Source organism: Nocardia sp. CA-145437, from assembly GCF_050956485.1.
Lineage (GTDB): Bacteria > Actinomycetota > Actinomycetes > Mycobacteriales > Mycobacteriaceae > Nocardia.
On sequence record NZ_CP191204.1, the window covers coordinates 4,841,998 to 4,861,931 of the forward strand.

Below are 19,934 nucleotides of genomic sequence, written 5' to 3' on the forward strand. Positions count from 1 at the left end.
TACAGTGCTCGGCATGTGGCTGTTCCTGTTCTCCTGAGCGCGATTCGCGTCTGACGCCCGGCGGTCTGTCGTCTCGACCGCCCGTGGCTTTCCCGATTCCGACCGGCATCCGATCCGGTTAGTCGGTCACGCATATTTCTAGGAGGACTTGTGCCCGAGCACTTCTCGCTGCCCGCAACTCCCGCGTCGCCGGCAATTCCCGCGTCGCTTGCAAGTCCGGCGTCGCCCGCTGTCCCCGCGTCGCCCGACATCCCTGTCGACGCTCCCGAGGAGCCTCGGCTCTCGCGGGCCGAACGCCGCGGCAAAGGCGCGCGGAAACAAAACAATCGCGACGGCAAGGTGCACGACTCCGGTCGCGCGTCCGTGCCCGCCGCGAAACACATGAATTACCGTCGCGGATGACGAACGGCCCGTGGGGGTTCCGGAGCAGGAACCCCCACGGGCCGTTGTCGACGGTGAGTCAGCCCAGCCAGGCGCGCTGGGTGGCGGCCGTGCCGCGCACCTCTTCGAGCTGTTTGGCGACCTGGGTTCCGGCGGTGCCGCCGCGCGCGTTGCGGGAGGCGATGGAGCCCTGCACCGTCAGCACCTCACGCACGGCGGGGGTGAGCGCCGGGTCGACGGCCGCGAACTCCGCGTCGGTCAGCTCGTCCAGTCCGACGCCGCGCGCCTCCGCGGCGCGGACGCAGCCGCCCGCGGCCTCGTGCGCGACGCGGAACGGAACGCCCTGGCGGACCAGCCATTCGGCGATGTCGGTGGCGAGGGTGAAGCCCGCCGGGGCCAGCTCGGCCATGCGGTCGGTGTGGAAGGTCAGGGTGGAGACCAGGCCCGCGATGGCGGGCAGCAGCAGCTCCAGCTGGGCGACCGAGTCGAAGACCGGTTCCTTGTCTTCCTGCAGGTCGCGGTTGTAGGCCAGCGGCTGCGCCTTCAGGGTGGCCAGCAAACCGGTCAGATTGCCGATGAGGCGCCCGGCCTTGCCGCGGGTCAGCTCCGAGACGTCCGGGTTCTTCTTCTGCGGCATGATCGACGAGCCCGTGGACCAGGCGTCGGCCAGGGTGATGTAGCCGAATTCCGGTGTGCTCCAGATGATCACCTCTTCGGCCATGCGGCTGAGGTCGACGGCGATCATGGACAGCACGAACGCGGCCTCGGCGGCGAAGTCGCGCGAGGAGGTGGCGTCGATGGAGTTCGCGGCCGAGGAGTCGAAGTTCAGTTCGGCGGCGATGGCTTCCGGGTCCAGGCCCAGCGAGGAGCCGGCCAGCGCGCCGGAACCGTAGGGCGACACCGCGGCCCGCTTGTCGAAATCGCGGATCCGGTCGATGTCGCGCAGCAGCGGATGCGCGTGCGCGAGCAGGTGATGGGCCAGCAGCACCGGCTGGGCGGCCTGCAGGTGGGTCTTGCCGGGCATGACCGCGTCGGGGTGCGCGGCGGCCTGCGCGACGATGGCGTCGACCACGTCCAGCAGGCCGGCGGCGATGTGCCGCACCGCGTCCCGCAGCCACATGCGGAACAGCGTGGCCACCTGGTCGTTGCGGGAGCGGCCCGCGCGCAACCGCCCGCCGAGCTCGGTGCCGACCCGGTCGATCAGGCCGCGCTCGAGCGCGCCGTGCACGTCCTCATCCGATTCCAGCGGCCCGAACGCGCCCGAGGCCACATCGGCCGCCAGCTGATCCAGTCCGGCCAGCATGCCCTCCAGATCCGGCGCCGAGAGCAGCCCGGCCTTGTGCAGCACGCGCGCGTGCGCCTGGGAGGCGCGGATGTCGTACGGCGCGAGCGCCCAGTCGAAGTGGGTCGACTTGCTCAGCGCCGCCATCGCCGCGGCGGGACCGGACGCGAAGCGTCCACCCCACAGCGCGCCTTCATTGGTGCTGCCGCCCTGGCTCATAGCGTGTCGTCTCCTCGGGGTCGGAGTGCGGTCATCAGAATGTGGTGGCCCATACCGGCCTTGACCGTCTCCGGGACGGTACGGCCGCGGTCCTCGAGCAGCGTGACCGGGTCGCCCTCGGTCACCAGCCACTGGTGCATGGCGAACCAGGTGCGGGGGTCCTTGCGGTCCTCCCACGGGTAGAACAGGTTTTCCAGGTCGATCTTCACGCCGGCGTCGGCCATCACCTTGGCGCGGCGTTCCCGGAACTGGTCGGCCATGTCCTTGTCGGTGCCGAGGTTCAACGCCACCCGGCTGCCGGGCGCGCTGAGTTCGGCCACCTGCTGGAGCAGTTTGTCCTGGGCGTGGCCGGGCAGGTACCGCAGCAGCCCCTCCGCCAGCCAGGCGGTCGGCTCGCCGGGTTCGAAACCCTTGTCCAGCAGGGCTTTCGGCCAGTCCTGCCGCAGGTCGATCGCCACTTCGCGGCGGTCGGCGGCGGGTTCGTCGTCGGCGAGGGCTCGGGCCTTGAACGCCAGCACCTTCGGCTGATCCAGTTCGAAGATGCGGGTGCCCTCGGGCCATTCGAGCCGGTAGGCGCGGGCGTCGAGCCCGGCGGCCAGGATCACGATCTGCCGGATCCCGGCGCGCTGGACGGCGGCGAAGTACTCGTCGAAGTAGATCGTGCGAGCGATCAGGACACTGCCCATCGACCAGTTGCTCAGGTCGGTGTCCGCGCCACCCTGCTCACTGTCGCCGAGGTTGCGCATCCCGGCCATGAGGTTGTTCCAGCCGTCGGAGCCGACGGCGCTCACCAGTTTCGCGGCGTACGGATCCTGGAACAGCGCGTCCTCGCGGCCGCTCTCGTGGGCACGCAGGGCCGCGACGCCGAGGGCGGTCGCGCCCACGCTCTCCGTGATGTCCCAACTGTCGTCATCGGTTCGCATGGGCGCGTCTCCTTCGGCCGGGTGCGTGCACTGCCCGGATCGACGCTACTACTTGCTGTTGAGGTCCCGTCGGGCCGCGACCTTGGAGGACAGGCCGTGGATCTGGACGAAGCCCTTGGCCAGCGACTGGTCGAAGGTGTCGCCCTCGTCGTAGGTGGCGAGGTTGAAGTCGTAGAGCGACTCGTCGGAGCGACGGCCGTTGACGACCACGCTGCCGCCGTGCAGCACCATGCGGATCTCACCGGAGACGTGCTGCTGGGTGTCCTGCACGAACGCGTCGAGGGCGCGCTTGAGCGGGGAGTACCACAGGCCGTCGTACACCAGCTCGCCCCAGCGCTGCTCGACCTGGCGCTTGTAGCGGCCCAGCTCGCGCTCGATGGTGACGGCTTCCATCTCCTGGTGGGCCGCGATCAGCGCGATGGCGCCGGGGGCCTCGTAGATCTCACGGCTCTTGATGCCGACGAGACGGTCCTCGACCATGTCCAGACGGCCCACGCCCTGACGGCCGGCGCGCTGGTTCAGCTCGGTGATGGCCTCGAGCATGGTGACCGGGCGACCGTCGATGGCGACCGGGACACCCTTGTCGAAGGTGATGATGAGCTCGTCGGGCGCCTCGAAGTTGACGGTCGGGTCCACGGTGTAGTCGTAGACGTCCTTGGTCGGGGCGTTCCACAGGTCCTCGAGGAAACCGGTCTCGACCGCGCGGCCCCACAGGTTCTGGTCGATGGAGAACGGCGACTTCTTGCTCACGTTGATCGGGAGCTTGTTCTCGCCGGCGAACTCGATGGCCTTCTCGCGGGTCCAGGCGTAGTCGCGGACCGGGGCGATGACCTTCAGGTCGGGGGCGAGCGCGCCGATGCCGACCTCGAAGCGGACCTGGTCGTTGCCCTTGCCGGTGCAGCCGTGCGAGACGGTGTCGGCGCCGTGGTACTCGGCGGCCTCGACGAGGTGCTTGACGATCAGCGGCCGGGAGATGGCCGAGACCAGCGGGTAGCGGCCCATGTAGAGGGCGTTGGCCTGCACGGTGGGCAGGCAGTACTCGTTGGCGAACTCGTCGCGGGCGTCCACGACGATGGACTCGACCGCGCCGCAGTCCAGCGCGCGCTGGCGCACGTCGTTCATGTCCTCGCCGCCCTGGCCGAGATCGATGGCGACGGCGACGACCTCGGCGCCGGTCTCCTTACCGATCCAGCTGATGGCGACCGATGTGTCCAGTCCGCCGGAGTAGGCGAGTACGACGCGCTTGGTCATAGTCCGTGTGCTCCTCAGTAGTCCGTTTAGGCCCTCGACCGGTGCGCTGCCCGCGGTCCCTTCCCGGTCCCATGGTGCGCTCCGTCGTCCTGCAAATGATTATGCATGACGATGCAATCCCATTCATAACCGGGGTCCCCGCCTGCGCCGATCGCCGCGCCCGTCACCCTCGGGAGCCTTGCCTCGACACCGGAACAGGAATACAGTACGTACGTACGGTTTGGGAAATTCGACGATCGGAGGACCCCATGTGGGACCCGGAGACCTACCTCGCCTTCGACGATCTGCGCGCGCGACCGTTCTTCGATCTGGTCAACCGTGTGCGCGCCGACCGGCCCCGGCGCGTGGCCGACGTGGGCTGCGGCCCCGGCAATCTCACCGCGACCCTCACCGAGCGCTGGCCAGACACCACCATCGAAGCCTTCGACTCCTCCCCCGACATGGTCTCCGCCGCACGCGAACACGGCATCGACGCCACCGTCGCCGACGTCCGCGACTGGCATCCCGCCCCCGACACCGACGTGGTGGTCACCAACGCGGTCCTGCAATGGGTCCCCGATCACCTTGCCCTGCTGCCGACATGGATCGACGCGCTCCCGGGCGGCGCGTGGCTGGCCCTCCAGGTCCCCGGAAACTTCGACGCCCCTTCGCATGTCGCGATCCGCGACGTCGCATCGTCACCGCGCTGGCGCGAGCGTCTCTCGGCCGCGGGCATTCTCGACCGCCAGGCCGTCCCCGACCCCGCCGGATACGCCTCCGTCCTGGCCGCCGCCGGATGCGCGGTCGACGCCTGGGAAACCACCTACCTCCAGCCCCTGACCGGCGAAGACCCGGTCCTGCACTGGATTACGGGTACCGCCCTGCGCCCGGTCCGCGACACCCTCGACGACCACGAGTGGGAGCGGTTCCGCGGCGACCTCGCCCCGATCCTGCGCGAGGCCTATCCCCGCCACCCCGACGGCACGACGTGGCTGCCGTTCCGCCGCGTCTTCGCGGTGGCGCACAAGGCCGAGTGAACACTCGGGCCGGGTGAACGCCGGGCTGGGTGAACGCTCAGGCCAGCTGTTCGATCTTGGCGGCCAGTTCGGCGCCGGTCATGGGTTCGCGGGCGATGACGGCGATGGTGTCGTCGCCGGCGATGGTGCCGACGACCTCCGGGAGGGCGGCACGATCCAGCGCACTCGCCAGGAAGTGGGCCGCGCCCGGTGGGGTGCGGAGGACAGCGATATTGCCGCTGGCGTCGGTGGAGACCAGTAGGTCGCCGAGGAGTTTCGAGAGCCGTTCGGTGCCGCCGGTGACGCCGCGGACGGGGCTGCCGTCCTCGGGGACCACGTACACGCCCGCGCCGCCGTCGGCGGCGCGCAGCTTCACCGCGCCCAGCTCGTCGAGGTCGCGGGAGAGGGTGGCCTGGGTGGTGTCGATGCCCTCGCCGGAGAGCAGGGCGGCCAGTTCGGACTGGCTGCGGACCTCGTGCTGGGCCAGGATCGCGACGATGCGGGCCTGCCGGCCCGCGCGCGTGCGTGCGATGGCCGCACCGGACCTACCCGAAGCCGGTGCGGCCGTGCGTCGTTCGCCGCTGCTCACCTGTCGCCTCGCGCGAATCGTTCCAGCAGCCAGACCAGCAGGGCCTTCTGGGCGTGCAGGCGGTTCTCGGCCTCGTCCCAGACCGCGCTGTGCGGGCCGTCGAGGACCTCGTCGGTGATCTCCTCGCCGCGGTGGGCCGGAAGACAGTGCAGGACCGTCACGTCCGCGGCCGCGCGGGCCAGCAGCTCGGCGTTGACCTGGAACGGACGGAACGGGGCGACGCGGTCGCGGCCGTCGTTCTCCTGGCCCATGGAGGTCCAGGTGTCGGTGACCAGGGCGTCGGCGCCGTCGACGGCGGCGAGCGGGTCGTGGGTGAGGGTGATGGTCGCGCCGGTCTCGGCGGCCCGCTTCTGGGCGGCGTCGACGATCCAGCCGAAGGGTTCGAAACCCTCGGGGGCGGCGATGGTGACGTTCATGCCCGCGGTGACGCCGCCCAGCATGAGCGAGTGCGCCATATTGTTCGCGCCGTCACCCAGGAAGGTGAGGTTGCGGCCGGTCAGATCGTCGCCCTTGCGCTCGCGCAGGGTCTGCAGGTCGGCCAGCACCTGGCACGGATGGAATTCGTTGGACAGCGCGTTGACGACGGGAACCGTTGCGGCTCCGGCCATCTCGTCCAGGCGGGCCTGTTCGAAGGTGCGCCACACGATGGCGTCGACGTAGCGGGAGAGCACGCGGCCGGTGTCGGCGAGGGTCTCCTCGCGGCCCAACTGGGTGTCGCGGCCGTCCACCACGACGGCGTGGCCGCCGAGCTGGGCGATGCCCATCTCGAAGGAGAAGCGGGTGCGGGTGGAGTTCTTCTCGAACATGACCGCGACGCCGCGCGGGCCTTCCAGGGGCTTGCGGGCCAGCGGCGCGGCCTTCAATTCCGCGGCCAGGGCGAGGATCTCGGCCTGTTCGGCGGGGGTGACGTCGTCGTCGCGCAGGAAATGCCGGATGGTCACTTGGACTCCTTCTGGGCCTGGGCGGCATCGAGGATGCCGGGCAGGTCGGACAGGAAGTTCTCGGCCTGGGTCTCGGTGAGCACCAGGGGCGGCGCGAGCCGGATCACATTGGGCTTGGCGGGATTCAGCAGGTATCCGGCCTCGCGGGCGGCGAGATCGACCTCGGCGGAGACGTCGTCGGTCAGCTGGATGCCGATGAGCAGGCCCGCGCCGCGCACGTGATCCACCAGCGGGTGCCCGAGGTGCTCGATGCCGTCGACGAGGATCTTGCCGACCTTCTCCACGTGCGAGAGCAAACCCTCTTCATCGATGGTCCGCAACACGGCCAGCGCGGCCGCCGCGCACACCGGGTTGCCGCCGAAGGTGGTGCCGTGCATGCCCGGCTGCAGCAGATCCGCGGCCGGGCCCTGGGCCAGCACCGCGCCGATCGGCAGGCCGCCGCCGAGACCCTTGGCCAGGGTGATGACGTCGGGCACGATGCCCGCGGCCTGGTGGGCGTAGAACGCGCCGGTGCGGCCGATGCCGGTCTGCACCTCGTCCAGGATCAGCAGCGCGCCTTGGTCCTTGGTGATGGCGCGGGCCTTGGCCAGGTAGTCGGCCGGGGGGACCACGACGCCGCTCTCACCCATGATGGGTTCGATGAACACCGCGGCGGTGTCCTGGTCGACGGCGGCGGCCAGCGCGAGCGCGTCACCGTAGGGCACGTGCACGACGCCGGCGGGCATGGGCTCGAACGGCTCCCGCTTGGACGGCTGGCCGGTGAGCGCGAGCGCGCCCATGGTGCGGCCGTGGAACGCCTCCTCGCAGGCGACGATCTTGGTGCGTCCGGTCAGTCGCGCCATCTTGAACGCGGCCTCGTTGGCCTCGGTGCCCGAGTTGCAGAAGAACGCCTTGCCGTGGCCGTCGCCGAAGTGCGCGAGCAGCCGCTCGGCGAGTTCGATGACCGGTTCGGACGCATAGAGATTCGACACGTGGCCGAGGGTGCCCAGCTGCTGGGTGACGGCCGACAGGATGGCCGGGTGCGCGTGGCCGAGGCTGTTGACCGCGATGCCGCCCAGGAAATCGAGGTAGCGCTTGCCGTCGGCGTCGTACACCACCGCGCCCGCGCCGCGCACCAGCGCGACCTTCGGGGTGCCGTAGTTGTTCATCAGGGCGGTCTGCCACCGCTGCTGAATGTCGGCTGTACTCATGAGATCTCCTGTGCGGGGGTGACCATCGTGCCGATGCCCTCCCCGGTGAACAGTTCCAGCAGGACCGAGTGCGCGACACGCCCGTCGATCACGTGCGCGGTCGGGACGCCGCCCTCGACGGCGCGCAGGCAGGCTTCCATTTTGGGCACCATGCCCTCGTCCAGCGACGGCAGCAGTTTGGCCAGTTCGTCGGTGTCGATGCGGCTGGTCAGCGAGGACCGGTCGGGCCAATTCGTGTACAGGCCCTCGACATCGGTGAGGATGACCAGCTTCTCCGCGCCGATGCCCTCGGCGAGCGCGGCCGCGGCGGTGTCGGCGTTGATGTTGTGCACCACGCCGTCGGCGTCGGGGGCGATGGTGGACACCACCGGAATCCGGCCCGCCGCGATCAGATCCAGCACGGCCGAGGGTTCCACGGAGGTGACGTCGCCGACCAGTCCGATATCGGTGGCCTCGCCGTCGACCTGCACGGTGCGGCGGGTGGCGGTGAACAGGTGCGCGTCCTCACCGGAGATGCCGACCGCGTACGGGCCGTGGGCGTTGATGAGCCCCACCAGTTCCCGGCCCACCTGTCCGAACAGCACCATCCGGACCACGTCCATGACCTCGGGCGTGGTGACCCGGAAGCCGCCGCGGAATTCGCCCGTCATGCCGAGCTTCTTCAGCATGGCGCTGATCTGCGGGCCGCCGCCGTGCACCACCACCGGGTGCACGCCGACCGTGCGCAGGAACGCCATGTCGGCGGCGAAGGCGCGCTTGAGGTCGTCGTCGATCATGGCGTTGCCGCCGTACTTCACGACCACGATCTTGTCGCGGAACTTCTGCAGCCACGGCAGCGCGTCGGCGAGGACGTGCGCCTTGTCGAGGGCCGAAAGCTGTTTCACCACATCGCTCATGAGCTGTAGGCCGAGTTCTCTTCGACGTAACCGTGCGACAGGTCGGTGGTGCGGATCGTGGCCTCGCCGTCGCCGAGGTTCAGTTCCACCAGCACCTGGATGTCGGGGCCGGACAGGTCCACCTCGCGCGCGCCGGGCGCGCCCGCGCCGTCGATGCACACCGGGGATCCGTTGAACGACACCGAGACCCGGTTCGGATCCAGTTCGATGGGCGCGATGCCGATCGAGGCCAGCACCCGGCCCCAGTTCGGGTCGGAGCCGAAGAAGGCGGTCTTGACCAGGCTGTCGCGAGCCAGGGCCCGCGCGCCGATCAGCGCCTCTTCCTCGGTGACCGCACCCTTCACGGTGATGTGCACGCGCTTGGTGACGCCCTCGGCGTCGGACATGAGCTGCTCGGCGAGGTCGTCGCAGACCGCGAGCACGGCCGCGTTCAGGTCGGCCTGGCTCGGGTTGACCCCGGACGCGCCGTTGGCCAGCAGCAGCACGGTGTCGTTGGTGGAGCAGGAGCCGTCCACGTCGAGGCGGTCGAAGGTGTAGCGGGTGGCGTTGCGCAGCGCCTCGTCCAGCTGGGCCGGGGTGGCGGCCGCGTCGGTGGTGAGCACCACCAGCATCGTGGCCAGCGACGGCGCGAGCATGCCCGCGCCCTTGGCCATACCGCCGACGTTCCACTTGTCCCGGTGGTGGAAGGCGGTCTCCTTCGGCACCGTGTCGGTGGTCATGATGGCGCGCGCGGCCTCGGCGCCGCCAGACAGGCCGCCGCCCATCTCGTGCACGATCTCGGTGACGGCGGGGATCAGCTTGTCCATGGGCAGCCGGTCACCGATCAGACCGGTGGAGCAGACGGCGATCTCGCCGGCGCCGGTCTCGGTTCCCCAGTTGCTCAACGCCTTCGCGAGTTCCTCGGCGGTGGCGTGGGTGTCCTGGAAGCCGCCGGGGCCGGTGCAGGCGTTGGCGCCGCCGGAGTTCAGGATGACGGCGCGCAGGTGGCCGCCGGTCAGCACCTGCTGCGACCACAGCACCGGTGCGGCCTTGACCTTGTTGCGGGTGAACACGCCCGCGGCCGCGTAATCGGGGCCCTCGTTGAACACCAGCGCCAGGTCGGGCTTGCCGCTCTGCTTGATGCCCGCCGTGATACCGGCCGCCCGGAAGCCCAGCGGCGCGGTGACGCCCTGGGACCGCACCAGCTTGCCGTTCCCCACAGCCGCGCTGTCGTTGCTGACGATGTCGTTGCTCACGGTGCCACTCCTACGGTGGAAAGTCCTGCGGTCTCGTCGATTCCGAGGGCCAGGTTCATCGATTGCACCGCGGCCCCGGCGGTGCCCTTGGTCAGGTTGTCGATCGCGCCGATGACCACCAGCAGTCCGGCGTCGGTGTCCACGGTGACCTGGAGGGTGACGGCATTGGAGCCGAGCACCGAACCGGTCTGCGGGAGCACGCCTTCGGGCAGCAGATGCACGAAAGGCTCGTCGGCGTACGCCTTCTCGTAGACGGCCCGGGCCTGGGCGGCGTCCACGGTGGTGGGGGCGGTGCAGGTGGCGAGGATGCCGCGCGGCAGCGGGGCCAGTACAGGGGTGAACGAAACGCTCACATCGGCACCGGTCGCGCCGCCGGAAAGCTGGGCGGCCTTCAGGTTCTGCGCGATCTCGGGGGTGTGCCGGTGCGCGCCCGCGATGCTGTAGGCCCGCATCGAGCCCATCACCTCGGAGCCGAGCAGGCCCACGTCGAGTTTGCGGCCCGCGCCCGAAGTGCCGCTCACCGCAACCACATTCACCCGCGGTTCGATGATGCCCGCCGCGACGGCCGGGGCCAGCGCCAGACTCGACACGGTGGGGTAGCAGCCGGGGACGGCGATCCGGGTGGCGCCGCGCAGCTTGTCGCGCCCGCCCGGCAGTTCGGGCAGCCCGTAGGGCCAGTGGCCGGCGTGCGGGGTGCCGTAGTACTTCTCCCAGGCCTCGCCGTCGGTGAGCCGGAAGTCGGCACCACAGTCGATGATGATCGTGGAGTCCGGCAAGGCCGTGGCGATCGCCGCGGACTGGCCGTGCGGCAGGCCCAGGAAGACCACGTCGTGGCCGGAGAGTTCCTCGACGGTGGTGGGCGCGAGCACCCGGTCGGCGAGCGGCAGCAGATGCGGCTGCAGCTCACCGAGGGTGGTGCCGGCGTTGGAGCCCGCGGTCAGCGCCCCGATCTCGAGGCGCCCGCTTCGGTAGGCGGGGTGTCCGAGGAGCAAGCGCAGCACTTCACCGCCCGCGTAGCCGCTCGCACCAGCTACCGCGACCCGCAGGGGCACGTTCGAGGTATCCACCATGTGATGATTATGCACGACTGTGCAAGCTCATTCACAACCGGGCGGAAATCTGACAGGAAGCGCCGCTTACGGCACACTCGACAACGCCATGTACGACGACGCCACCCAACCGCTGCCGGTCGTCGGCCCCCAGCCGGGCCGCTCACGCCGGGCACCGGAGACGCCGAATCCCGCACCTCGCCGTTCGCGGCGCGCCCAGGGCGACTCGAATCCCCCGCGCGCGGGCCGCCGTCGTAGCGAGGATCGACAGGGCGGCGGCGAGAAGCCGGGCCGCGGCGCCGACCGCCGCGAACGCACCCCCGCCGAACGTGCGCGCGACAAGAAGCTGCGGCTGGTCGGACGCGGCGCCATGGCCATGGTCGCGGCGAGCGTGATGGGCATCACCGGCATCGTCTGGTACGGCGAGACCACCTTGGACCAGGGCTTCACCCGCTCCGGCGCGATCTCGCCCGAGGACGTGAACCTCGACGGCGACATCAACATGCTGCTGATCGGTCTCGACACCCGAAAAGACCTGAACGGCAACGACCTTCCCAAGGACATCCTCGACCAGCTGCACGCCGGCGACGGCTCCGAGGGCGGCTACAACGCCAATTCGCTGATCCTGGTGCACATTCCGAAGGACCTCAAGCACATCGTCGCGTTCTCCATCCCACGCGACGACTACGTGCCGGTGCAGGGCATTCCGGGCTACGACCACGCCAAGATCAAGGAGGCGTACGGCCTCAAGAAGTACACGGTCGAGGAGAAACTCAAGGCCAAGGGCATGGCCGAGGGCCCCGAGCTGGAGCGGCAGGGCCGGGAAGCCGGGCGCGCCAGCATCGTTCAGACCGTCAAGGCGCTGACCGGTGTCCCGATCAACCGGTTCGCGGAGATCTCGCTGGCGGGCTTCTACGATCTGGCGACCGCGCTGGGCGGCGTCGACGTGTGCCTCAACCACGCCGTGGACGACAGCTACTACTCGGGCGCGCAGTTCCCGGCGGGACCGCAGCATCTGGACGGTTCGGACGCGCTGGCGTTCGTGCGGCAGCGGCACGGCCTGGAGAACGGCGACCTGGACCGCACCCACCGGCAGCAGGCGTTCCTGACCTCGGTCGCGAACTCCATGAAAAGCTCTGGCACACTGACCAATCCGGGTCGGCTCAAGGCGCTGATCGATGTGGCGCACAAGGACGTGGTGCTCTCCGACGGCTGGAGCCTCACCGATTTCGCCACCACCCTGGGTCGCGCGGACTCGCCGTCGGTGGAGTTCCGCACGCTGCCGGTGCTGCGCTACGACAATGTCGACGGCCAGGACGTGAATGTCATCGATCCGGTGGCGATCAAGAAGACGGTGCGCGAGGCGTTCGGCGTCTCGACTCCGGCCGCGCCCAGCGCCCCGATCGTCACGCCCACCTCGACGCTGGACGTGGTCAACGCCAGCGGCACCCCCGGTCAAGCGGCCAAGGTGTCGAAGCTGCTGACCGCCAAGGGATTCCCGGCCGGTGAGGTCGCCAACGCCTCCTACGCCGACGGCACCAGCTCGACCGTGTACTACGGCACCGGCGCCGACACCGACGCCAAGCAGGTGTCGGAGATGTTCGGCGGCCTGCCGGTCAGCCCGTCGACGTCGGTGTCGGCCGGGCACGTGAAGCTGGTCGTCGGCAGCGACCTCGAGATCCCGACGTCCCTGGACCCGACGGCCACCTCCACCACGCCCACCACCACCGCCAACGGCTCCAGCACCAGCCTGGCCGCGACCACGGACACGACCACCTCGGACGCGCCCGACTCCGGCAAGCCGGTGACCACCACCATCGGCTCGAAGATCCCCTGCGTGAACTGATCCCACCCGCGTGACTTGCCAGCGCCGCGACCCGCGTGACCCACCGTCGACGAACGGAGTGCCGCCATGACGAAGACCGATCTCTTCCGCAGTCTGCACCACGGTGACCGGCCGCTGGTCCTGCCCAACGCGTGGGACTACGGGTCGGCGGCCATGCTCGCCGAGGCGGGGTTCCCGGCGCTGGGCACCACCAGCCTGGGTGTCGCGGCCGCTGCCGGACTGCCCGACGGCACCGCCGCCACGCGTGCCGAGACCCTCGCGCTGGCGCAGCGGCTCGGCCGGCTGACCATCCCGGCCACCGTGGACATCGAGGGCGGGTTCAGCACCGACGCGCACGAGGTGGCGGAGTTCTGCGCGGAACTCGCGCACGCGGGGATCGCGGGAATCAATCTGGAGGACAGCCGATCCAATACGGCGTTGGCGGATCCTCGTGAGCACGGCGAGCTGATCGCGGCGGTGAAGGCTCGCGTGCCCGAGCTGTTCGTCAACGCGCGCACCGACACCCACTGGCTCGGCATCGACGCGGACTCCACGCTGGAGCGGGTCCAGCATTACGAGAAGTGTGGCGCGGACGGCATTTTCGTGCCCGGGATCACCGACACCGACGGGATTCGGGCGCTCGCGACGGCGTTGAGCGCGCCGTTGAACATCCTGTTCTCCCCCAGCGGGCCGACGGTGGCCGAGCTGGGCGGGTTGGGTGTCCGGCGGATCAGCACCGGGTCACTGCTGTACCGCGCGGCCCTGGCGGCCGCGGTGCACACGGCGGAATCCGTGGCTCACGGTCATCCGCTGGTCGCCGAGATCCCCAGTTACGCAACGATTCAGCGCGTACTGGAGCCTTGACCTCCGCGGCGGCCGGTCACCGAGCGAGCACGCGCGCGAGTTCGGCGGTCCGCAGCTTGTCCGGGTTACGGATCGCGTAGAGCCCGGTGATGCGGTCGCCGGTCATTTCGATCAGCTGCACGGTGTCGAGCCGGCCATCCGCGGTGCGCAACAGGACGGCAGGCAGTGCGTTGTACGTGCCGAACTCGACGGTCATGTCCGCGATGCCGTTCCGCGCCAGCCGCACCAGGTAGATCGCGACCCGATCCGCGCCCACGACGGGTTTCCGGGCCGCGGTGACCTTTCCGCCGCCGTCGGAGATCTGGACGACGTCCGGCGCGAGGACATCCATCAGCGTCTGCGTGTCGCCGGTCTGTGTGGCCAGCAGGAACCGTTCGATCACCGCCCGGCTCGTCTCGGCGCCGGGTTCGAACCGCTTGCGGCGCTCCCGCACGTGCGCGCGAGCCCGATGCGCGATCTGGCGAACCGTGGCATCGGATTTGCCGACCATTCCGGCGATTTCGACGAAACTGTGGCCGAACACCTCCGACAGCACGAACACCGCCCGCTCGGTCGGCCCCAGGGTTTCCAGTACCAGCAGCATGGCCATCGACACCGATTCCGCCAGTAGCACATCATGTTCGGCGTCGGCGTCGGTGCGGATGGGTTCGGGCAGCCAGCTGCCCACGTATTCCTCACGGCGTCGGCGCACCGTGCGCAGATGATTGAGCGCCTGTCGCGTCACCACGGTGGTCAGGTACGCCCGCGGATTCTCCACCCGCGCCCGGTCCGTCTCCCGCCACCGCAGGTAGCTGTCCTGCACCACGTCCTCGGCGTCGGCCGCACTACCGAGCAGCTGGTAGGCGACGGTGAACAACAACGGTCGCAGTCCATCGAACTCGTCCACCCCGGCCGCGTCATGTGTGTCCGTCCCCATGCCCGAAGCCTAGCCAGTAGCCCCACGTCAACTCGCTGGACACCATGTACAGTCAACCCGAATGCCCGCCGTCCCGAGGGGAAATCCAATGACCGGCGCCGACCCCGGCAAGCTGACCCTGATGGGCCGCTTCAACTTCTACTCCAGCACCTACCTGGGCGGCGTGGCCCGCTTCTACGCCCGCGTCCACCGTCGTCTCTACACGCGTTTCGGCGGCACCCGCTTCGCCACTCTCTTCGGCGACCCTGTCTTCGAGCTGACGGTTCCCGGACGCAAGTCCGGCGAGCCGCGTCCAGTCATGCTGATGCTCGTCCGGTCCGGCGACGATCTGCTGGTCTGCGGTTCCAATGGCGGCCATCCCGGTGTGCCCAACTGGTGGAAGAACCTTCTTGCCACCGATCAGGCTCAGGTTCGGATCGGGCGCGACAGTTTTCCCGTCACCTACCGGGTGGTTACTGATTCGGCCGAATATGACGTGCACTGGCGCACTCTCGCTGCTACGTACCCACACTTCAATACTTATCGGGCGTTGAGCCCGCGGCAGTTTCCTATCGCTGTCCTCAGCCGCGTGTAGGTAGCGACGAAAAACCAAAGACCCAAAGACAAAGAGATAAAGGACGCCTGGAGAAGGAAGAGAGGGTGGCCGAGCTTGCGAGGCCCCTCACCTACCAGCCCCCACCGGAGAAGACAGGAGAAGGAAGAGAGAGTGGCCGAGTTTACGAAGCTCCCTCACCTACCAGCCCCCACCGGAGAAGACAGGAGAAGGAAGAGAGAGTGGCCGAGTTTACGAAGCTCCCTCACCTACCAGCCCCCACCGGAGAAGACAGGAGAAGGAAGAGAGAGTGGCCAAGTTTACGAAGCTCCCTCACCTACCAGCCTTCTCGAGGTTCGGCCGTGCATCGTCCCGGTGTAGGGGGACAGCGGCGGGTGGGCTACTCGAAGTGGCTTGTCGTCCAAGGGTTCTTCGGGTCTTCTCTCTCGTGATGCGTGTAGCCCGTGGGCCGGGGGCGGCGGGTAGCGGCTCCCCGGCCCGGCGTCAGCCCACGTCCGGCAGGGCAGGCGACGCAACCACACTCCGCGTAGCTTTGCGCACGCCGGTCAGGCACGAACGGCTCGGTTTCGACGACACCCGTGAGCGCCACTGCCGACAACTCGAATCGACCGCAGCAGCGATCACCTGCCCCACATGATGACGATCGTTCACACGCGGGATCCCGGTGGGATCAACACTCTTCGGAGCGATCCACCCCGTTCGGCCCGCGTAGGGCGAATCTTTACCCATCACAACGGTTTTCCACCCATCCGGGCCATCATTGATCAACGCGTGGCAGCGATCACACGCGAACGCCAAATTATCGATATCAGTCGGCCCACCTTTGGCCCAATCGGTGATGTGGTGGGCTGCGCACATACTGGCTGGCTGCTCACACCCAGGTCGGGTACACCCTTTATCGCGGGCCAGGAGTGCGAGGCGTTGGGCTTCGCTGGCGGTGCGGCGGGAACGCTGCAGATACAGCGGCATCCCGTCCCCGTCGAGAACCGCGATCACCGGATGCGAGTCCGCGGCCATCTTCAACGCCTCGGCGACCGACACCTGGGTCCCGGACGCGGTGGTGGCGACCCCGGTCCCGTTCTCGAAATCCGACAGGCTCATCGTGAACACAACCTGGACCGGCATCCCACGATGCGAACCCAGATCACTCACATCCACACCGGGCTGCAGCAACGCGAACAACGCGTCATGGGTGCGCTGCCCCGCATCACGACGGTCACGACCGGCAGCAGCATCCAGGACAGCGTTCTCGATGAAACCGTCACGCGCGGTCGGGCTCTCAGCGTCCTCCAAGTTGCACATACCGGGCCGCGCCAGCTTCGCAAAAGCAGCGTCCAGCAGCGCCCGCAGCTCGGGGGTGATCCACCCTTCGATCCGCGTCATCCCGTCCACACCGGGACGGCACAACGTGATCCCGCGACGGCGACGACGATCCGCGTCGGAGACAACCTTCCCATCAGGATCCAAGCGCGCGAGAATGTCACGCCCGATCTTCAACAAATCATCCGGCCACCCGTTACGGGAGTAATCGACCAGGATCTGCTCGGCCTCAGCACGAGCCTCAGCGGGAACATCAAGGGGCAGGTGGTTCATCACATCCATGATGTGACGCACATGATCACGCGAAATCTCACCCGCCGCAAACGCTTCAGCCGCCATAGGCAACACCGGCGGCGCGACATGGCCCGTCTGCTGCACGAATTCCCCACAGTGGTGAGTGACCTTCACCCGCACCGACGCGTCATAACGGGACAGCCCGAGGGTATGACGCAGAAACGGCACCATCTTCCCCGCGCCACTGCGCGAATGCAGCGAACGTTCTCCGGCTTCGATGATCAGACGGGTATCCAGAGCGGCGAGCTGACGCTTACAGGTTTCGAGCTGCCGCATCAACGACACAACATCCCCGTCGGAGAACTCCACCATCCCGTTCTGAACGGATTCGGTCAGGCTCGCCACCGCGGCCGCCAGTTCAGCGATACCACAGTCGTCGAGTGTCACCCCATTCGAATCCATGCCTCTATTCTACCGCGATAGAAGAGCGGTAATAGCTGAATTCTATTGTGATACAAGCATTTTCACTCAAGAAGACCCATCGTGGTTCAGGCCACAAAAAAGGGAGGCGGCCGACCGCTTCCCTCTTCAATGTATATCGCACCCCGCCCCTTGCGGCAAGACCCCCACCATGCTGCAAAATCGCTGCCCGTAGTGAAAACCCACGGAAACGGAGTAGTGCGAGTGCGTAGTACCGATGCCGACGCGATCATCGTGGGTGCGGGCCCGACGGGCCTGATGCTGGCTGCCGAACTGCGGCTGGCCGGGGTGCGGCCGATCATCCTGGAGCGGCAGCCGCAGCTGCGGACCGTGCCGAAGGCCAATGGACTGGGCGGGCAGATACTGCGCTTGCTGGACTATCGGGGGCTGACCGAGCGGCTCGGCGAGATCGGGGTGGACGCCGGTCCCACGGCGGCGATCCCGTTCGGCGGTTTGCATGTGGACTTCAGCCCCTTGGCTGATTCGCCGTTGCAGGCCATGCACCTGCCGCAGCCGAAACTCGAACAGCTGCTGGATGATTGGGCGACCGAGCTCGGCGCGGAAGTGCGCCGGGGCCATGAGGTGACCGCCCTCGAACAAGACGACGCCACGGTCACACTGGACGTGCGCGGCCCGGACGGTGACTACCGGCTCACCGCGCGCTATGCGCTGGCCTGCGACGGTGCGCGCAGCCGCATGCGCGATCTGGCGGGCGTCGGTTTCCCGGGCGCCACCTATCCGGAGGTCAACCGGTTGGGGCAGGTCAGTGTGCCGGATTCGGTGACGCAGCGCGAGAACGGGGACCTCGACGTCCCCGGGTTCGGCACCGTCGCAGCCGGTTTCACCCGCACCGAGCACGGCGTGTTCGCGATGGGGTCGCTCGCCCCGGGCACGATGATGATCCAGACCACCGAGGACACCATCGACGACACCGACGACAACGAGCCGCTGACCCTGGCCGAGCTGCAGGACAGCATCCGACGCATCCTCGGCGTCGACCTCCCGCTCGGTGACCCGATCCGGCTGTCCCGCTATCAGTTCCAGGCCCGCCAGGCCGAACGGTACCGGGCCGGAAGGGTTTTCATCGCCGGTGATGCCGCCCACGCCTTCCCCATGACGGGTGTCGGCCTCAACGCGGGCATGCTCGATGCGATCAACCTGGCTTGGAAGCTGGCCGCCGACCTGCACGGGCGGGCGCCGGAGGGGCTGCTGGACACCTATCACGAGGAGCGGTACTTCGCCGGCACCCGCATCATGATGCAGACCCAGGCTCAGGTGGCCTTGCGGCGCGGTGACGATCCGGCGGCGCTGGCGCTGCGGGAACTGTTCCAGGAACTCCTCACCGACGAGCCCGCCCTGCGCCGGGTCGGAGCGCTCATCGCGGGCACCGAGCTGCGCTACCCGCTGCCGAACCCCAACCAGCACCCCTTGACCGGCACCGTCGCCCCGGACCTGCCGCTGCGCACCGATGAAGGAGACACCCGCGTCGCCGAGCTCCTGCACACGGCCCGCCCGGTTCTGCTCGTCCTGGCCGACCGCCCGGACCTTCGCGCCATCGCCGAGGAGTGGTCGGGCCGTGTCGACCTCCGGGTCGCCACCACCGACGACCGTCCCGCCGACGCCCTGCTGATCCGCCCGGACGCCCACATCGCCTGGGCCGCAACGGTGGACGAACCCGCGGACCCGGCCGAGTCGGCGCTGCGGGACGCGCTCACGACCTGGTTCGGCGCCTCCGAAACGGCGAAGACCGAGGTGCGGGTCGGGGCGGTCAGCGACTGACCGGATCGGCCACACCACTGATCCGCCCTGCCTGAGCCCTCGGCCGAACCCCGCTTCCGGCGTTCAATTCCTGCATGCCGCCCCCGCGGCATCGGAGCGAAATCGCTGGGAAGGACCGGGAAATGACCGAGTATGTAGAGCTCGAGCACGGGCGGATCGCGTGTGACGTGACCGGTGACGGCCCCTTGGTGGTGCTGTCGCACGGGATGGGGACCTGGCGGCGGGATTTCCGTCATCTGGTCGCCCCGCTGGCCGCCGCCGGGTACCGCGTGGTGAACGTCGATATGCGCGGGCACGGCGAGTCCAGCGTGGACTGGCCGTCGGTGACCGGCAAGGCCGCCATCAGCCGGACCGACGTGGCCCTCGACTTGCTCGGAGTCATCCGGCATTTCGGGGGTCCGGCGGTGATCGTCGGGCATTCGCTGTCGGGTGGTTCGGCCACCGTCGCGGCGGCGGAGGCACCGGAGCTGGTGTCGGCGATCGTCGAGATCAACCCCTTCACCCTCACCCAGAGTGTGGACTTCGGGGCGCTCTGGTCGGATCGCCGCCACCGCCGCGGCTTGCTGGAGCTGGTCGGCACCCAGCTGTTGAAGTCGCCCCGGCTGTGGTTCCGGTACCTCGACGGCGTGGCCTACCCGACCGCGCCCGCCGATCACGACCACTACCTCGCCGAGCTGCGGACCCTCTTGGAACGCCCCGGCCGTTGGGCGGAGTTCATGAAGACCGGCAAGACCACCCCGGCCGACGCCGCGGCCCGGCTGCCCGAGGTCCGCTGTCCCGCACTGGTGATCATGGGCTCGGATGATCCGGACTACCCGCACCCCGAGGACGAAGCCCGCGCGATCGTGGCGGGCCTGCCGACCGGGCTCGGCCAGTACGTCCTGGTCGATCAGGGCGGCCACTATCCGCACGCCCAGTTCCCCGACCGGGTGGCCGCGCTGCTGATCCCGTTCCTGGACCGCCACACCACCCGCGATCCGGCCGGATCGGTCAGCCACTGACCGTGGCAGCC

At 68.9% G+C, this 19,934-nt stretch carries 17 protein-coding genes; 6 read left to right on the forward strand and 11 right to left on the reverse strand.

Annotation, left to right across the window (positions count from 1 at the left end; all coding sequences use genetic code 11):
* Positions 1 to 460: 460 nt before the first annotated feature.
* Genes argH through ACQPYY_RS22570 form a run of 3 tightly spaced genes read right to left on the reverse strand, consistent with a single transcriptional unit; the run spans position 461 to position 4,056 of the window.
* Positions 461 to 1,882: an argininosuccinate lyase gene (argH, locus tag ACQPYY_RS22560; protein ID WP_433590897.1), complete on the reverse strand. Its 1,422-nt coding sequence runs from the start codon at positions 1,880 to 1,882 to the stop codon at positions 461 to 463.
* Positions 1,879 to 2,805 (reverse strand): SAM-dependent methyltransferase, encoded by a 927-nt coding sequence (locus tag ACQPYY_RS22565; RefSeq protein ID WP_433590898.1) that lies wholly within the window; start codon positions 2,803 to 2,805, stop codon positions 1,879 to 1,881. Before ACQPYY_RS22565 ends, argH begins: the two co-directional genes overlap by 4 nt.
* Before the next feature lie 48 nt (positions 2,806 to 2,853).
* Entirely contained in the window at positions 2,854 to 4,056 is a 1,203-nt protein-coding gene (locus ACQPYY_RS22570; RefSeq protein ID WP_357097064.1) for an argininosuccinate synthase, read from the reverse strand.
* A 248-nt stretch (positions 4,057 to 4,304) separates the two neighbouring features.
* Here ACQPYY_RS22570 and ACQPYY_RS22575 point away from each other — a divergent pair, with 248 nt between their 5' ends.
* Positions 4,305 to 5,072 carry a trans-aconitate 2-methyltransferase gene (locus tag ACQPYY_RS22575; RefSeq protein WP_433590899.1) on the forward strand — a complete coding sequence of 256 codons (768 nt, stop codon included), beginning with the start codon at positions 4,305 to 4,307 and terminating at the stop codon, positions 5,070 to 5,072.
* Between the two features lie 37 nt (positions 5,073 to 5,109).
* Here ACQPYY_RS22575 and ACQPYY_RS22580 read toward each other — a convergent pair whose 3' ends face one another.
* The 6 genes from ACQPYY_RS22580 to argC are packed head-to-tail and all read right to left on the reverse strand — an operon-like array spanning position 5,110 to position 10,972.
* Entirely contained in the window at positions 5,110 to 5,640 is a 531-nt protein-coding gene (locus tag ACQPYY_RS22580; RefSeq protein ID WP_379106767.1) for an arginine repressor, read from the reverse strand.
* Positions 5,637 to 6,581 carry an ornithine carbamoyltransferase gene (gene argF, locus ACQPYY_RS22585; protein ID WP_433590900.1) on the reverse strand — a complete coding sequence of 315 codons (945 nt, stop codon included), beginning with the start codon at positions 6,579 to 6,581 and terminating at the stop codon, positions 5,637 to 5,639. The genes ACQPYY_RS22580 and argF overlap by 4 nt, the downstream gene beginning before the upstream one ends.
* Positions 6,578 to 7,771 carry an acetylornithine transaminase gene (locus ACQPYY_RS22590; protein WP_379106771.1) on the reverse strand — a complete coding sequence of 398 codons (1,194 nt, stop codon included), beginning with the start codon at positions 7,769 to 7,771 and terminating at the stop codon, positions 6,578 to 6,580. The genes argF and ACQPYY_RS22590 overlap by 4 nt, the downstream gene beginning before the upstream one ends.
* Positions 7,768 to 8,667 carry an acetylglutamate kinase gene (argB, locus tag ACQPYY_RS22595; protein ID WP_357288456.1) on the reverse strand — a complete coding sequence of 300 codons (900 nt, stop codon included), beginning with the start codon at positions 8,665 to 8,667 and terminating at the stop codon, positions 7,768 to 7,770. Before argB ends, ACQPYY_RS22590 begins: the two co-directional genes overlap by 4 nt.
* The gene (gene argJ, locus ACQPYY_RS22600; RefSeq protein WP_433594706.1) at positions 8,664 to 9,866 is read right to left on the reverse strand and encodes a bifunctional glutamate N-acetyltransferase/amino-acid acetyltransferase ArgJ; all 1,203 of its coding nucleotides are present in this window, start codon (positions 9,864 to 9,866) and stop codon (positions 8,664 to 8,666) included. The genes argB and argJ overlap by 4 nt, the downstream gene beginning before the upstream one ends.
* 32 nt (positions 9,867 to 9,898) lie before the next feature.
* On the reverse strand, positions 9,899 to 10,972 hold the full coding sequence (gene argC / locus ACQPYY_RS22605) for an N-acetyl-gamma-glutamyl-phosphate reductase (RefSeq protein ID WP_433590901.1): 1,074 nt from the start codon (positions 10,970 to 10,972) through the stop codon (positions 9,899 to 9,901).
* A gap of 88 nt (positions 10,973 to 11,060) precedes the next feature.
* Here argC and ACQPYY_RS22610 point away from each other — a divergent pair, with 88 nt between their 5' ends.
* Positions 11,061 to 12,797 carry an LCP family protein gene (locus ACQPYY_RS22610; protein WP_433590902.1) on the forward strand — a complete coding sequence of 579 codons (1,737 nt, stop codon included), beginning with the start codon at positions 11,061 to 11,063 and terminating at the stop codon, positions 12,795 to 12,797.
* A gap of 66 nt (positions 12,798 to 12,863) precedes the next feature.
* Positions 12,864 to 13,640 (forward strand): isocitrate lyase/PEP mutase family protein, encoded by a 777-nt coding sequence (locus ACQPYY_RS22615; RefSeq protein ID WP_433590903.1) that lies wholly within the window; start codon positions 12,864 to 12,866, stop codon positions 13,638 to 13,640.
* Between the two features lie 16 nt (positions 13,641 to 13,656).
* Here the strand turns inward: ACQPYY_RS22615 and ACQPYY_RS22620 are convergent, their stop codons facing one another.
* On the reverse strand, positions 13,657 to 14,556 hold the full coding sequence (locus ACQPYY_RS22620; RefSeq protein ID WP_433590904.1) for an RNA polymerase sigma-70 factor: 900 nt from the start codon (positions 14,554 to 14,556) through the stop codon (positions 13,657 to 13,659).
* Positions 14,557 to 14,644: 88 nt separating this feature from the next.
* On the opposite strand from ACQPYY_RS22620, the gene ACQPYY_RS22625 reads away from it, so the two are divergent.
* Entirely contained in the window at positions 14,645 to 15,130 is a 486-nt protein-coding gene (locus ACQPYY_RS22625) for a nitroreductase/quinone reductase family protein (protein ID WP_433590905.1), read from the forward strand.
* A gap of 462 nt (positions 15,131 to 15,592) precedes the next feature.
* On the opposite strand, the gene ACQPYY_RS22630 is transcribed toward ACQPYY_RS22625, so the two are convergent.
* Entirely contained in the window at positions 15,593 to 17,125 is a 1,533-nt protein-coding gene (locus ACQPYY_RS22630) for a DUF222 domain-containing protein (protein ID WP_433590906.1), read from the reverse strand.
* Between the two features lie 222 nt (positions 17,126 to 17,347).
* Here ACQPYY_RS22630 and ACQPYY_RS22635 point away from each other — a divergent pair, with 222 nt between their 5' ends.
* Entirely contained in the window at positions 17,348 to 18,922 is a 1,575-nt protein-coding gene (locus ACQPYY_RS22635) for an FAD-dependent monooxygenase (protein ID WP_433590907.1), read from the forward strand.
* Positions 18,923 to 19,044: 122 nt separating this feature from the next.
* On the forward strand, positions 19,045 to 19,923 hold the full coding sequence (locus ACQPYY_RS22640; protein ID WP_433590908.1) for an alpha/beta fold hydrolase: 879 nt from the start codon (positions 19,045 to 19,047) through the stop codon (positions 19,921 to 19,923).
* The last annotated feature ends 11 nt before the right edge of the window (positions 19,924 to 19,934 follow it).

Excerpts from the sequence above, each read along its gene's own strand:
- argH (WP_433590897.1), bottom strand. The coding sequence starts at position 1,882 with ATGAGCCAGGGCGGCAGCACCAATGAAGGCGCGCTGTGGGGTGGACGC.
- ACQPYY_RS22565 (WP_433590898.1), bottom strand. The coding sequence starts at position 2,805 with ATGCGAACCGATGACGACAGTTGGGACATCACGGAGAGCGTGGGCGCG.
- ACQPYY_RS22570 (WP_357097064.1), bottom strand. The coding sequence starts at position 4,056 with ATGACCAAGCGCGTCGTACTCGCCTACTCCGGCGGACTGGACACATCG.
- ACQPYY_RS22575 (WP_433590899.1), top strand. The coding sequence starts at position 4,305 with ATGTGGGACCCGGAGACCTACCTCGCCTTCGACGATCTGCGCGCGCGA.
- ACQPYY_RS22590 (WP_379106771.1), bottom strand. The coding sequence starts at position 7,771 with ATGAGTACAGCCGACATTCAGCAGCGGTGGCAGACCGCCCTGATGAAC.
- argB (WP_357288456.1), bottom strand. The coding sequence starts at position 8,667 with ATGAGCGATGTGGTGAAACAGCTTTCGGCCCTCGACAAGGCGCACGTC.
- argC (WP_433590901.1), bottom strand. The coding sequence starts at position 10,972 with ATGGTGGATACCTCGAACGTGCCCCTGCGGGTCGCGGTAGCTGGTGCG.
- ACQPYY_RS22610 (WP_433590902.1), top strand. The coding sequence starts at position 11,061 with ATGTACGACGACGCCACCCAACCGCTGCCGGTCGTCGGCCCCCAGCCG.
- ACQPYY_RS22615 (WP_433590903.1), top strand. The coding sequence starts at position 12,864 with ATGACGAAGACCGATCTCTTCCGCAGTCTGCACCACGGTGACCGGCCG.
- ACQPYY_RS22620 (WP_433590904.1), bottom strand. The coding sequence starts at position 14,556 with ATGGGGACGGACACACATGACGCGGCCGGGGTGGACGAGTTCGATGGA.
- ACQPYY_RS22625 (WP_433590905.1), top strand. The coding sequence starts at position 14,645 with ATGACCGGCGCCGACCCCGGCAAGCTGACCCTGATGGGCCGCTTCAAC.
- ACQPYY_RS22630 (WP_433590906.1), bottom strand. The coding sequence starts at position 17,125 with ATGGATTCGAATGGGGTGACACTCGACGACTGTGGTATCGCTGAACTG.
- ACQPYY_RS22640 (WP_433590908.1), top strand. The coding sequence starts at position 19,045 with ATGACCGAGTATGTAGAGCTCGAGCACGGGCGGATCGCGTGTGACGTG.